The organism is Longimonas sp. (genome assembly GCF_046498435.1).
GTDB lineage: Bacteria > Bacteroidota > Rhodothermia > Rhodothermales > Salinibacteraceae > Longimonas.
Window position 1 is genome coordinate 1 of the sequence record NZ_JAWOAR010000184.1, and the last position, 13,762, is coordinate 13,762.

The 13,762-nt window shown below is 59.2% G+C and carries 7 protein-coding genes; 1 reads left to right on the top strand and 6 read right to left on the bottom strand.

The window, feature by feature from the left end; genetic code table 11:
- The 5 genes from R6U20_RS06860 to R6U20_RS06880 form a co-directional block, all read right to left on the bottom strand.
- On the bottom strand, positions 1-3,461 hold a 3,461-nt coding region (locus R6U20_RS06860; RefSeq protein WP_410337116.1), incomplete at its 3' end, for a choice-of-anchor Q domain-containing protein.
- Positions 3,462-3,520: 59 nt separating this feature from the next.
- A complete protein-coding gene (locus R6U20_RS06865; RefSeq protein ID WP_410337117.1) occupies positions 3,521-4,867 on the bottom strand; it encodes a CsgG/HfaB family protein in 1,347 nt (448 codons plus the stop codon).
- Between the two features lie 15 nt (positions 4,868-4,882).
- Positions 4,883-5,974, bottom strand: coding sequence for a CsgG/HfaB family protein (locus tag R6U20_RS06870; RefSeq protein WP_410337118.1), 1,092 nt, complete (start codon positions 5,972-5,974; stop codon positions 4,883-4,885).
- Between the two features lie 1,075 nt (positions 5,975-7,049).
- Complete coding sequence (locus R6U20_RS06875) at positions 7,050-9,245, bottom strand: protein kinase domain-containing protein (protein ID WP_410337119.1); 2,196 nt, start codon at positions 9,243-9,245, stop codon at positions 7,050-7,052.
- Between the two features lie 66 nt (positions 9,246-9,311).
- Positions 9,312-10,493: an FHA domain-containing protein gene (locus R6U20_RS06880; protein WP_410337120.1), complete on the bottom strand. Its 1,182-nt coding sequence runs from the start codon at positions 10,491-10,493 to the stop codon at positions 9,312-9,314.
- A gap of 368 nt (positions 10,494-10,861) precedes the next feature.
- Between R6U20_RS06880 and recQ the strand changes: the two genes are divergently transcribed.
- Positions 10,862-12,712, top strand: a complete 1,851-nt coding sequence (gene recQ / locus R6U20_RS06885) for a DNA helicase RecQ (RefSeq protein ID WP_410337121.1) — start codon at positions 10,862-10,864, stop codon at positions 12,710-12,712.
- Between the two features lie 189 nt (positions 12,713-12,901).
- On the opposite strand, the gene R6U20_RS06890 is transcribed toward recQ, so the two are convergent.
- Complete coding sequence (locus R6U20_RS06890) at positions 12,902-13,597, bottom strand: ABC transporter ATP-binding protein (protein ID WP_410337122.1); 696 nt, start codon at positions 13,595-13,597, stop codon at positions 12,902-12,904.
- Between the last annotated feature and the right edge of the window lie 165 nt (positions 13,598-13,762).

The following is a 13,762-nucleotide window of genomic DNA, read 5'->3' on the forward strand; positions in this document are numbered from 1 at the left end:
CCCGCCACTGGGCCATCAGCCGTAACATCAATCGAAACTTGTGCTTCCGCCGAAACAAGGCCGAATACATTGGCGACCACGTAGGTGAAGCTGTCAGCACCTACATAGCCGCTGTCGGGGGTGTAGGTCGCTTCGCCATCTGTGATGTCGACAGATCCATTTGTTGGACCGTCTACGACTGAAAAGGAGCTTACATCAATGTCGAACCCGCGTCCATCTACCAGGTCTGCCAGATTGATGTTGAGTGCAACGCCGGCCGTCGTTTCGAACGTGCCATTGCCTGCATCGGGTGGGGGGGCTTCTTCGGTGGTAAATGTTTCGAGGGCTCCTGTCGTTGTACCGTTGGTGCCCGTTGCTTCGACATAGTACTCGTATTCCGTTTCGGGGTCGAGGTCGTTGGTTGGGGCTGTGATAGATACGTTGTCGGTGCCCGTAAGCGGACTCGTGTCAGCGGGTACGGTAAGCAGCGGCTCGCTGGCCCCTGCTTCCTGCACCACGAAGGTGTAATCGACCGGATCTTGACTATAAGGGTTGGCCGTGGCGTTGAGCGTGGTGCTGTCGGGACCTACATCGGTTGCTGCGTCGGTAAAGGCCAGCGGTGTTGCGCCCCCTTCAAACGCTCCCATATCGACTTCATTGGCCAGCAGTCGAGTTGATCCGCTTCGGTCCACGGGAAGCGGCTCGCTGGTATCGCCATCGTCGTTCAGGTCGAGCGCATCGGTTGGGAGTTGGTTGGAATCGGCAGCATCGATGGCGGGTGAGTTGCCTTCTACGCGGTGGTCGGCGGTAAACTGGGGGGAAGCGTCGATATTGTCGGATCCGGCACCGGTCCACCCGTTTTCGATGAGGCTGCTGTTGATGGTAATGGCCTCTTCTGCTTCCGTATTCTCGGACTGCAGCGGGGGGTTGCTTCCCCCAATAATGCTGTTTTCAATGGTGAGTGCCGATTCAGTATTGAGGGTGCTGCCAATGAGTGAGCGCGTTGCATCGCTGGCACGCCAGGTGCTGTGTGCAAGGTCGAGATTGACCTGTCCCCCTTCATTTGCGAAGGCCAATAGCCCCTCAGCCTCTACTGGAGGCTCGGAGGCTCCGGTACCTGTAATCTGGTTTCCGGTTAGAAGCGCGTTGGCAACACGAACTGTGGTGCTGGATTCAGTTGATCTCGCCCCCGCGGCCATGCCAGCGGCGGTACTGCCTGCTTCGTTGTCTTCGATCGTCAGGTTGGCCAGCGTTGCATCGAGCGTTCCGCCTGAGCGGGACTCGAAGCTTAGCCCTCCGCCCGCCTCGGTTGCAGTGTTTGACGCGAAGGTGACTTCTTTCAGCGTGAGTGTGATGCTCTCTCCATCAGCCAAGACGGCCATGCCGCCGTTGGCGAATGCACTCGTATTATTTTCGACACGGACCGATTCGAAATCAGCGCTACAATTTTCGCAGTAGAGTCCGGCAGCGGTATTGCCGCTTGTGCTTTCCGAGGTGTTATCGACGATGCGCAGTCCGCCTAACTCGGACGCCCCGCCGCGCACATAAAGTCCTGCTGCTCGCGGAGGCGATGGGGCCACAGTTCCGCTGGTTTGTTCTGCCTGTTGCTGTGCTTCGGGTGACGGTCCGGGGATTTCATTTTCGAGGTCAGGCAATTGTCCATCAGAGATGGTAAATCCCTGCAAGGCGGCTCCCATGGCACCAGATAGGGGCGCATCGAGCACAGCGACCCCGTTGCTGTTTGTCTCAGCGCCCAGTTCACCGCTAAGCACTGTGTTGTTGGTAGCCGGGTCGGGGTTGCGCTGGCTGGCATCGGTTTCGCCCCCGCTGAATCCGCCCAGTACGCGCGTTCCGTCGGGGATGACGAAGCTTGCAATCTCGGGTGGAATGGACGTATCGCCCGACTGAAGTCCGGGGCCATCGTCGGGGGTGTAGGTGCCTTCGGCCACCCAGACAGCGACCTCGCCGTCAAGACTTCCTACATCAGCACCATCAGCAGCGGCGGCGCGAGCGTTGTGGAGGGTCTGGAGAGCGCCCTGTAAGGTGCGATATGGATTGGCCCACTCGCTGCCTCCGGTATCGTCGCTTGCCGACGCATCAACGAAGAGCGTGGCATTGGTCGGCGTAATTCCGCCCTCGTACGCGCCCATGTCCAGTTCGTTGCCTAAGACACGGTCATTGCCCGCCAGATCGTTCTCATAGAACGGCGCAGTTTCTTCCAAAGGATCAGATGGAATAAGGCTTTCCACTCCGTTGTCGATTGCGGGGGAGGCCCAGTTGAGGCGCACATCCCCTTCGGTTGTGGGCGTGTTTTGGGGGTTGGTAGCTTCGGCAAAGAGGGGATTGCCGCCCATGTTGCTGCCCTCATTGGTTCCGAGCGCGGTGTCCCAGGAACCGCCCTCGAAGGCGCCCTGAATCAGTGATGCTTCAAAGCTGGCGGCTACGGATCCATCTTGAAACACCTCACTGCCCTCGTTTCCGGCTTCGCTTCCTGCAAGGATGCTGTTGGTAACGAACAATCCGCCGGCCTCGATGCTATGGTAGACGCCTCCACCTGTATCAGTGGCTTCGTTTCCGTGAATGGTGGTGTTGTAAAGCTCGCCGACTACCGTTGCTGAAGAAACGCCTTGCAGGGCAAGTCCGCCTCCTTGCGTGGCGCGGTTTCCTTGAAGTACCGTGTTGGCGACTCGTATTTCTACAAATGCTTCCACAGCTCCACCTTCCAAGTGCAACCCGCCCCCCGACTGCCCGGCTTCGTTTCCGCGTATGACGACGTTTCGAAGCGTAGGCGTAACCTGGGCGCCTTCAGACAAAAGATGCACCCCGCCCCCATTTTGACTGGCGTAGCTCCCCTCGATGATTACATTGTCGAGAAGTGGCAGGCAGAGGTTGCGGCATTGCACCCCGCCTCCATTTTCGTTGCCTGTTTCGTTTGCGTTGCCCCCTGTTATCGTCAGTCCTTCGAGACGGGTATCGTTCGTTACTCCATCAAGAACGACCACATGGTAGCTATTGCCAGCAAGGGTGCCGTCGCCGTCAATGTCGCCACTTAGCACGGTTGTAGACGGGTCTACGGGGGTGGGGCGCTCGTCGAAGTTTTCCTCCTCGCCTTCGAATCCCCCAAAGATTTTGATGTCGGTGGCAATGACGAACGAGCTGTCGCGGTCGCTGAGGTCATCAGTGGGTACGTATGTGCCCTGGGCGAGCCAGATCTCATCGCCACTTCTTGCATCTTGCAGAGCACGACTAAGCGATGCATACGCGTTCTCCCACGAGTTGCCAATGTCTTCATTGCCGGGATCGGTAGTGGCATCGGCGCGCACGAAAATGGCGTTGTCGCTGTCCTGGGCATGCGTCAGGGGAGGGAGCAGTGCCATGAAGAGCCCCAGACCAAGCATCAGCAACCACCCTGCTCCCCGATGGGGGGAGGCAGCAGGCCGGGCGAAGGGCAGCGTTGAAAGGGCGTGTAGCAACCAAGACATAGGCACAGAGGAGAAAGAATCCAGAGCACGAGGCGCGGGTCTGCCAGACTGGCAATCAATCAGCGGGGCTGCGGTCGTGTTGGGGGATTGGGAGGCGGGGGAAGTTCAGTGTCGGGGACGCCCCCTACGTCCTCCACGGGCGTGCGGCGATCGCCGTCCATGAGGTCGTTGATGCCAAGATATCCGCGCCCCATATGCCCTAAGCGCTGTTGTAGCAGCCGAGCGGCGGCTTGCGTGGGAGCCGCCGCTGCAGAAAGCGCCTTTTGCGGGGCTCCGCCTGCTGCGCTCAGGCTCTCTGCCTTGATAGCCCGTTGGGAAGCAGCCTCGAAGCCGGGGTCAATGTCGGTGGCTTTGCGGTAGTGTTGCACGGCAGCCTCGAAGTTGCCCTGGTCTTCCTCCAGGAGTCCGTTGCTGAACGCAAGAAAGGCATCGAGGCTTTCGGTAGGAACAGGAGCAATGGCGGCGCGCTCTTGGCTGGTGAGCGACACGTCGAGCGCATCGATCAGTGCCAGCACCAGGTCTTTCTGAAGTGCGAACAGGTCAGCCAGATTGCCAGTCTGCGTAGGCACATCGGGCGAGGTTTCGCTGTCGAGCTCCACGACCGTCATGTCCATGCGAATGTCTTCGGCCTGTGTAACGCGGTAGGAGCCCCCGGCCAAGCGCCCTGCTCCGAGCAGCCGCCCTACACGGGGCGCAGAGCGCTGGTTCACGTACTCCGACTGCCCGAACTCCAGTTCATTCAGAATGGCTTGCAGCCGAACGCGCTCAACTACGCGCAGGTCGCTCACGTTAGCGAGGTCGGTAATGAGCATTTCGGCCAGGCCCCGTCCCAGCGGCTCGTACTCTTCAGACACGCCCTGGTAGTTCAAGGGCAGCACCGCCAGGATGCGGGGAGACACCTGCTGGTCGGCAATGTCGGCCTCGCGTGTCATCATTTCCCGGATATCTTTTTGTGCACGCTCACGCACGAGCCATTCGTAGCGGCCCTCCATGAGCTGGCGGTACCGCGACGATTCGGGCACTTGGTCGTACTGGCTGAACAGCTCCAGCGCCGCATTTTCGCGCCCCACACTTTCGCTTGCCATGCCCAGATAGAAGAGCGTTTCAGGGTCATCGGGAAGATGCGAGTAGGCGCGTTTCAGTCTATCGTAGGCCTGATTCTCGCGTCCGGTCTGCATGTAGATGCGCCCCAGGTTGCGTAACGCCTTCCCATCCGAGGGGTCCTCGTCGAGGCGCTGCTTAAGCGTTGCGACCTCGTCCGTGTAGTCGGCAGGGTCTTCGCTAAACGAGAGCTCCGACGACCCACATCCGGCTGCCATGACGACAAGTCCTGCCGCCAAGACAACTCCAAAGAGGGTTGCTGTTGCTGTTTGTAGCGCGTTTGGCACTCGTACCGCTATTGGCATAGGCCACACCGAGGCTTAGTTCGTGGAATTGGAGGAGGCGTTGGTGGCGTCGATCTCACCACTCAGGGCCAGCATGGGGCGCAGGCTCTCGGCTTTGCGTTCGGCACGTGCAAACGAGTCATCGTGATCGGTTGCCTCCATAAACTTCTCGAAAGCCGCTCGGTAGTCGCCCTGCTCCATGTGCTCCAGCCCGTCAGAATAGGCCATCATCGCATCCAGCGAGTTGGTTTCCTCGTTGCCGAGTTGCGTTTCTTCGGTTTCAACGTTCACCGCACGGGTGATATTCTGGCTCAGCTCTTCGATCAGTTCGAAGAAGTTTTCCGCTTCGCCTGTGACCTCTTCGCCGAGCAGCACCTCGCCGGTTTCTACTTTCACCACCCGCGCACTGATGCGCATCTGGTCGTTCAGAATAATGTAGCTTCCAAACACAACAGCGTTGGCCCCCAACAGCTCGCCGGTACGCACCGCTGTTGACTGGTCGACCACGTCTTCTTGGCGTTGCAGCTCCAGTTCATCGAGCAGCCATTGGATGCGCTCGCGTTCAATCACCTTCAGGTCAACCCCATTATTAATCGAGTTGATCATCATCGAAGGCAGCCCCTTGGTTAGCCCGTCGAAGCGCTCGCGTTGATCCACCGAGTTGTTGGTAAAGTCCATAATGGCAAGGGTTTGCAGGCCTGGGTCTTCCTGCTCAACCTGATATTCGCCGTCTTGTGCATCGCGCCGGGCCTCGTAGTAGAGTTCGATGAGGGGCGGCGGTTCATCGTCGGCATCCAACTCAACAATAGGCGGCTCCAGGCGAATCAACTCATTCATCGCCTCACGGGCGGCCTGGTCCTCATCTTTGGCAATGTAGGAGCGCCCCAGATACCGAAACGCCTCAATGCGCGTCTCTGAGTCGTACTCCGAGGAATGGGCAACCTCAGAAAAGAGATCGATGGCTTGGTCATAGTTTGCAAACATGTACTCATCTTTGGCCTCCTCCATCGTTGCGTTTTGCGCAGCCACAGGAGCGGCCATACAGATAAGCAGGGCGATGCCTCCTACGAGCAGCCCCAGCCCGGCGAGCAAACGAGACGAGTGGGGAGTATCGGTTGTGTGTTGCATGGCTTACACCTCTTTCGTTAAAGAACAGGTTACGAACGCAAAACCGCCGTCGCACCAGGTACGCGACAGTCTAAAGAAAAGAAAACAAACCCATAAGTGCAATAATACGTGTGCTTGTGGCGCTTTTATATGTACACCATACCTGTGTGCTTGAGATGCGCAAGAGGGACACAGGGTGTGTTCTTTCCCAACCATGGGCATTCATCCAAGCGCACCAGGCTGCCCTATCCGGACATTCGCCTCGTTGCCATCATCTATAGTTCTCTTGCACGGTGTCTCGCAGTGGCTCATGCCCGCATCGCCCAGCGATCGTTCGCCATGCGTCTTTTCGCTACACTCTTTTGTCTGCACTATAAGAACCCTCTCGTCTTGGGTCATTGTGGCACCACCAGGTGGAAAGTTCCGAACGCCGACCGTTCAGGATTAGAAGCGCGCCTCTCGCCAGAGCGCTCCATCGCACATCCCTAAAGCAGGATCTCTGCGCGCGTGACCTGAGATGCTTCACTCTGTTCAGCAAGACGTTCGTTCAGCGGACGCTATTCGGGATGGCACTGTACCCCTCACATCTCGGCTCGACAAGTAGAATTATAGTAGCTGTTAGTTGCAAGTGCCTCAGAACGGGTTGTGCTATAGGTTCAGAAGTCGCACAGCCCCCCAACGCCCGTCATCCAGATCCTGAATCGAGTTCAGGACAGGCAAGGCGCCCCTGGCGCCGCTGATCCGGGATCCATTCGCCGTTTGAGGGCGAACTCACCCCGCTAACGTATCCCTCCATTGGGGCATGGATCCCAGATCGTCGCTCCGCTCCGTCTGGGATGACGGTGTGGGGGCATAAACAAGCATTTCTGCATGTTCAACAGCGATCATATGTATAGCACAACGCATCCTCAGAGAGTCCCCCCGGACAATCCCGACGGCTGTCGGGAGCTGATCCGGAGCCGAGCGAAGCGAGGGCCGAAGGTCATGCCTGTGGTACGCACGAAGTAATCTACTCCTTGCTTAATAACTCAATCCTTTTAGGGATAACGACTACTGAATTATCGTTGGCAAAGCCCTAAGCAGCTGGCTACCGTTTTTAATCTGTAAATGTAATTGCGTATTCAACCGGTTCAAATGAAGGCTCTACCGTCAAGGAATACGTGTATCCGGTAAACCGATCGCGTTCTTCGGTGTCGCCCCGCATGATGCGTACTGCGCCCCCGCTTAGGATTCGGTCTTGCCGATCAACGCGTACCTGAATCTCATGTGTGCCCGGATCCAGGTACAGGGGCTCTTCAAGAGGGGTGGTACGGCCGGTGCGCTCGCTGTTAAGCCACACGCTGCCCCACGGTTCGCTGTTTACATTCACGGGATGCTGAAAGTAACACTGCATCTCTTCGGTCTGGCCTGCCTGCAGATCTACGGTGGTACGTACGCTTCCATATTCGGGATGGGTGCACTCAACCTGTTGCGTTCCCGCCTCCACGTCAAACCGCCCCTGATTCGATGAAGACTGATTTCCTACCGTTACGGTGCCGCTGGGCTGCGCTTGCACCTGAAGTGTGGCTGTGGTATTAGACTGCGAACTGGACGTAGTTGTCTCTGCACCTTCCGTGTTCTCTTGCGACGATGCGGGCGCCTCCTGAGGCGATTCCGTGTTGGATGCCAGGGGAGCCTCTTCGGTGAGTGATGCCGAAAGCTGGAGCGGGTCGTCTTCGGTATCGGCAGTAAGCATGGTATCGATAGGCACGTACCCCTCTTTTTCGATACGCACCATCCGCTCGCCTGTGGCGATCTGCACCGTGCTATCGAGTGGCGTTGTCCCCACCGCCTCTTCATCTACAAACACACGTGCATCAGACGGCTCCGTCTCTACGCGGAGTGGCACCTGCCCCTCGGTCAGGTCCAGGTCGCTGAGCGTCTCGGTGTCTCCTGCCGATACGCTTAGTGTCGTGTCGATGGGCATGTATCCCTCCTTGACGACGCGCATCTGTATCGGGCCCGCCGCAAGTGGGTAGTTGTCGAGCGGGGTGACGCCGACCGAGTCGCCATCAATGTACACGGTAGCAGCATCGGGGTCGGTTGTTACAACCACGCGTGCGGTGTCGGGAGTGCTGCCTCCCAGCCACCATATGCTGCCAATGCCTATGAGGAGAACCACGGCAGCCGCGGCCCACATGACAGGCGAACGTGCAAGCGGTACTCCGTCGTCTTCGTGACCGGTTTCATCGTCATTGGGGCGGGCAGCCTCTGCATCGACTGTTGGCGTTGAGGAGGCAAGCACCGTTTCGCCGCCTACAGTGGGCGCTGTGGCGGTTGGGTCATCATCATTCGGGGTTGCCAGTACCGTCTCGTCCGCTGGCGCGGCATCAGGCATGTCGTCAACGTCGATAGACGGTAACTCGGCGGCCCCGGTGGACTGTTGTGGAGGCGGGGTCCCTTTGGGATCTACTTCAGCCTCTTCCTCAAACGTCTCAATGACCGCCATCATTTCGTCGGTGCTCTGATAGCGGTCGGCTTGTTGTTTTGCAGTGGCTGTGGTAATGAGTTCGACCAGCAGATCAGGCAGATCGGCCCGGTAGTCGGTAGGTGGAGGTAGATTGCCCTCTACCACCTTGCGCATGATGTCGAAGTCGGTTTCGGTATCGTCGAACGGCAGCGTACCCACCAGCATCTGGTACACCACCATGCCCAGCGCATAGATATCGCTGGTATCATCGACTGCCTCAATATCCGAGATCTGCTCGGGCGACATGTACTTGAGCGTGCCGCCCTGCCCGCCCTGCGTTACCGTTTTCCCCGTGTCCTGCTTCCGCATCTTGGCGATGCCAAAGTCCGTCACCTTCACCATACTGTCTTCCGTCAGCATGATGTTCTGCGGTTTGATGTCGCGGTGAATGACCCCCGCCTTGTGGGCATCGCCAAACGCCTGAAGCATCTGCTTGAACAGCGGCAGCGCTTCCTCAATGGCAAGGGGCCCGTCGTTGAGGCGGTCGTCGAGCGTTCCGCCATCGACATACTCCATCACAATGAGCAGCCCCAGGTCCGTTTCGCGCAGGGCATACACGCTTACGATGTGCGGACTGTCAATGCGTGCTAAGGCCCGCGCCTCGGCCCGAAAGCGGTGCAGAAACATGTCGCGATTTGCTTGCGACGGATTGACGCGCTTAATAGCTACCGGACGCGAGAGCGCTACATCTTCGGCTTTGTAGACTACCCCCATGCCACCGCGTCCCAACACGCTCTGGATGCGGTATCCATCTACAACTTGTCCAACGGCATCATCCTTCATAGGGGGGCGGTGCTACAGCATCTGCTCGTACAACGAAGTGGGAAGGCGTTACCATACAGTCCGCTATCATGAATCCGAGCGCTCAGTTACAATTTCGTCTTTCTCCACGCCCCACGAATCGGCCATGCGCTCCAGATACGCTTCGGTAAAGGCTGGGCGGTAGACTTCCTTCTCGAGTGCGCTGGGTGCCTGCTTACGAAGCTCTTTCCACTGGTTATACAGATCTCGTATTGCCGCTCGATTCACGTTTCCGCCTCCCCCGAACATCGTAAAGAAGCCGCCATCGTCCGATTCTTCGGTGAGGCCCTCGGGACTTAGCTTCTTTAGCAGTTCGTTACTGCCATGGTCAACGGCCGCTTTGTACCCATTTAGAAGCGAAACCTCATGCCATACCAGGGTGTCAACGGCTTCTTTGAGATGCGACAGGCGCTCGTTTCTCGTTTGGGCCGATACGCCGTCGTCGAGCAGGTGGGCGCGCAAGTCATCAAGGTTGGCGGTACGCAGAAACGACTGCCGCGGCGGATGCACCACCGTGTTGCCGCTAAATTCGCGCCAGAACTTGCGGGGAATACTTGTCATTCGTGCCACCGCCTCTACGAGCACATCAATCACTGCATCAACGTGCTCGGGGAGTGCGCCCGAAGCATTGGTCGTAGCCCCCGGCGAATCTGTCTTCTTATCTCTGCCTTCTGGATCGCTCTGCATCTGATTCACCAACTGACGCACCGCTTCGTGCTCGCCGAGCTTGGTGCCGCTTGAGCGGGTGTTTAGCACCTCGTCGAGCATGCGCTTCAGTTCGTCGTCGCGCATGTCGGCAGGCGCATACGTGTATGTTTCCACCATGCCCTTCAGCGCTTGCTTGAGCTCGCGTGCGTGACGCTCAAACGGATTCGACGGCGTATCCTCATCAGCCAGCGCAGTCTGTTCCGATGACGGCATAAAGAGCGGCACGAACTCGATATGAAAGCCGCCCATCACGAAGACATCCCCACTTTTCAGCGTGTACGTTTCGTCCTCGGTCAGCTTATGTCCATGCACAAACGTGTGGTTTTTGCTCCCCAGGTCACGCAGCTTGTACTCGCCTCGTTCGTGCACCACCTCTGCATGATGCTGGCTGATCTCCTGATCGGGAAGCGTTAGGTCGTTGTCGCTGGCGCGCCCCAGCCGAATCCGCTCTTGCTCGAACAGATAATCGGCTGGGTCTTTTCCTTCGTCGCCTTCACGCTCAACTTGCAGTTTGATGGGCATGAACTTCCGTCAGTTGGATAAGAAATACAGTGGAACGTGCTACCGTAGCACACGCATTGGCACAATAACTATACACGCTCAAAGAAGGTGTCAGCCTCATTACATGCAACAATCGTACAAAAAAGATCACAAAGGCCACGAGGCTTTGCAGGCTCTTCGGAGAAGGGGCTGGTGAGGCATGCGCAAATCTCGGGCAGTTCCGGCCATTGGCGGTTTTGGACACTATCGCTCCGTATCCACGCCAGGTAGCCCTGTATCGTTGCGCAGCCCGTCGGCTCAAGACCGCATTGCAGCCATTGAAACCCGACCCGGCATCCCCCCCGTTCCAGCAGATACGATCTGCTTTCCCAACGCACCCCTTGTTCGATATGTCTGTGGCTTCATCGGCGTGGACGGGCACCCCGCCTGTGCAGGTGTTACGTTCTGTATTCGGATACGATACGTTTCGCCCTGCTCAAGAGCCAATTATCGACCGGCTGGTTGCAGGCCATAGCGCATTGGTTGTCATGCCCACCGGCGGCGGCAAGTCGCTCTGCTACCAGATTCCCGCGCTCATTCGTGAAGGCGTAGGCATTGTCATATCGCCCCTGGTCGCGTTGATGCAAGATCAGGTAGCCGCGCTTCAACAGGTCGGTGTTGAGGCGGCCTGTCTGCATGCCGGACAGCCCCACGCTGAACGCCAGCGCCTCCGTCAGCGCCTCCGCCAGAACACGATCAACCTGCTCTACGTGGCACCCGAGCGCGTCACGTCTGCGTCCTTCGCCCGCCTCCTCGACCACGCCCCCATCGCGCTCTTTGCCATCGACGAGGTGCACTGCATGTCGCAGTGGGGCCACGACTTTCGCCCCGACTACCTGGAACTGACGGACCTGCGTACGCGCTTCCCCAACGTGCCCCTCATCGGTGCTACCGCCACTGCCGACACCGACACCCAGGCCGACCTCGTAGAGCGCCTGCACTTGAGCAACGACGCGCTCTTCGTTACCGGGTTCGACCGGCCCAACATCCAGTACACAGTCACCCGGAAAGACCGTCCCAAGCGCCAACTGCGGCGTTTCATCGAAGAGCGCCACGCAGGCGAGGCGGGCATCGTGTACTGCCGCACGCGCAAGAAGGTGGAGAAGACGGCGGAGTGGCTGGGCGAGCACGGCATCCGCGCGGTGCCCTACCATGCGGGGCTGTCGGATGCGATGCGCAGCGACCATCAGCAGCGATTTCTGCAAGACGACGGCCTCGTCGTGGTGGCCACCGTTGCTTTTGGCATGGGCATCGACAAACCCGACGTGCGGTTCGTGGCGCATCTCGACCCGCCGTCTACGTTGGAGGCTTACTACCAGGAAACGGGCCGTGCCGGACGCGACGGGCGCCCTGCCGATGCGTGGATGACGTATCGCTACGGCGATATCGTACGCCTCCACCAGTTCTTAGACCGCAGCGATGCCAGCGATGCCCACACCTGGGCGCAGCGCCACAAGCTGAATGCGCTCTTTGGCTACTGCGAAACCACCGACTGCCGCCGCCAGGTGCTCTTGCGCTATTTTGGCGAGGAGGCGCCCGAGCCCTGCGGCAACTGCGATACCTGCTTGCACCCGGTCGATACGTGGGACGGCACCGTGGCCGCCCAGAAGGTGCTCTCGTGTATTGCACGCACCGGGCAGCGCTTCGGCGCCGGGCACATCACCGATGTGCTGCGCGGGCGCTCCACCGACAAGATTCGCCGCCACGGTCACGACCAGCTCTCGACCTACAACATCGGCGACGAACTTAACAAGCAAGGCTGGAAGTCGGTCATCCGCCAGTTGGTAGCCGCGCGCCTCTTGCGTGTTGATGTAAGCAGATACGGCGCGCTGAAGCTCACCCCGGCGTGCGAGCCCGTGCTGCAAGGGGATGCCACCGTGGAGCTACGCAAAGACACCAAACGAACCAGCTCCAATGGGTCATCTGCATCGGGCGGTACATCGTCATCGGCCCCCGACCTGCCCGACACACCGGCAGCCCGGTCGCTTTTCGAGGCGCTACGCAGCAAGCGCACCGAGCTCGCCAAAGCGCAAAGCGTGCCGCCGTACGTCGTCTTCCCCGACCGTACCCTCATCGCCATGGTGCGCAAGCGCCCCGCCACCCACCGCGACTTTGCCCAGCTGCACGGCGTGGGCGACGTCAAGCTCAAACGCTATGCCGACGACTTCCTGCCGGTGATTGCGGAGGCGGCATCAGGATGATTCATAGTGTTGGGCACATGCTTGGCTTACGAACTTGGCTTACGAAACGCTGCCTCCCTCCACAGTCATGCTGAACGCAGTGAAGCATCTCAGCGCCGCACAGTGGCGGCTCAGGGCCAACCCGTGTGCCCGGAAGCCGAGTAGATCGTTGCATAAGAAGTGAGCAGCTTACGAAGCCGATCCGCCGCATCACCCCGCCGCCATCGCCTCCGCTTCCACAATCTGCCCGCGTTGCAGGCGCAGCGGGCGCGCCGTACGGGCGGCCAGCTCCAAGTCGTGGGTCACCAGCACAAGCGTGGTGCCCGAGGTCGCGTTCAGGTCGAAGAGCAAGTCCTCAATGGTTGCGGCGGTCTCCTCATCCAGGTTGCCCGTGGGCTCATCCGCAAACAGAATACTGGGCGTGTTGATGAACGCCCGCGCCAGCGCCACTCGCTGCTGCTCGCCGCCCGAAAGCTGCGCCGGATAGTGATCGCTGCGCTCGGCCAGCCCCACGCGCTCCAGCAGGTCGAGCGCTCGCGGACGCGCCCCAGAGGTACCGCGCAATTCCGCAGGCACCATCACGTTCTCGACCGCCGTGAGGGTAGGCAGCAGGCGAAACGTCTGAAAGACAAAGCCCACGTGCTGATTGCGGACCTCCGCGCGCTCGTCTTCGTCGAGTGGTCCCAGGTCGATGCCGCAAAGCTCCACCGTACCCTCGGTCGGACGATCCAGGCCCGCGCACAGGCCCAGGAGCGTAGTCTTCCCGCTGCCCGAGGGGCCGACAATGGCACACGAGGTGCCCTCCTCAATCTCGAACGACACATCGTCGAGCACGGTCAACGTTTTCGATCCGCTGTCAAACTGCTGCGTTACATGATCAACGCGCAGCACAGGTGTATCTGCCATAGCATGAAACTTCCATAGGAGAATGCAGGTGCGTACCGGGTCAGCGCCTTGCTCCAATCGACCCCGCACTATGAAATCATGGCTCCTGTACCTGCTGTTCGGTTTGAGTGTTCTTTTGCTGGGGGGATGCGGACCGGATCGTTCCAATCCACAGTCCGACGCATC

Excerpts from the sequence above, each read along its gene's own strand:
- R6U20_RS06870 (WP_410337118.1), bottom strand. The coding sequence starts at position 5,974 with ATGCAACACACAACCGATACTCCCCACTCGTCTCGTTTGCTCGCCGGG.
- R6U20_RS06865 (WP_410337117.1), bottom strand. The coding sequence starts at position 4,867 with ATGCCAATAGCGGTACGAGTGCCAAACGCGCTACAAACAGCAACAGCA.
- R6U20_RS06890 (WP_410337122.1), bottom strand. The coding sequence starts at position 13,597 with ATGGCAGATACACCTGTGCTGCGCGTTGATCATGTAACGCAGCAGTTT.
- R6U20_RS06880 (WP_410337120.1), bottom strand. The coding sequence starts at position 10,493 with ATGCCCATCAAACTGCAAGTTGAGCGTGAAGGCGACGAAGGAAAAGAC.
- R6U20_RS06875 (WP_410337119.1), bottom strand. The coding sequence starts at position 9,245 with ATGAAGGATGATGCCGTTGGACAAGTTGTAGATGGATACCGCATCCAG.
- recQ (WP_410337121.1), top strand. The coding sequence starts at position 10,862 with ATGTCTGTGGCTTCATCGGCGTGGACGGGCACCCCGCCTGTGCAGGTG.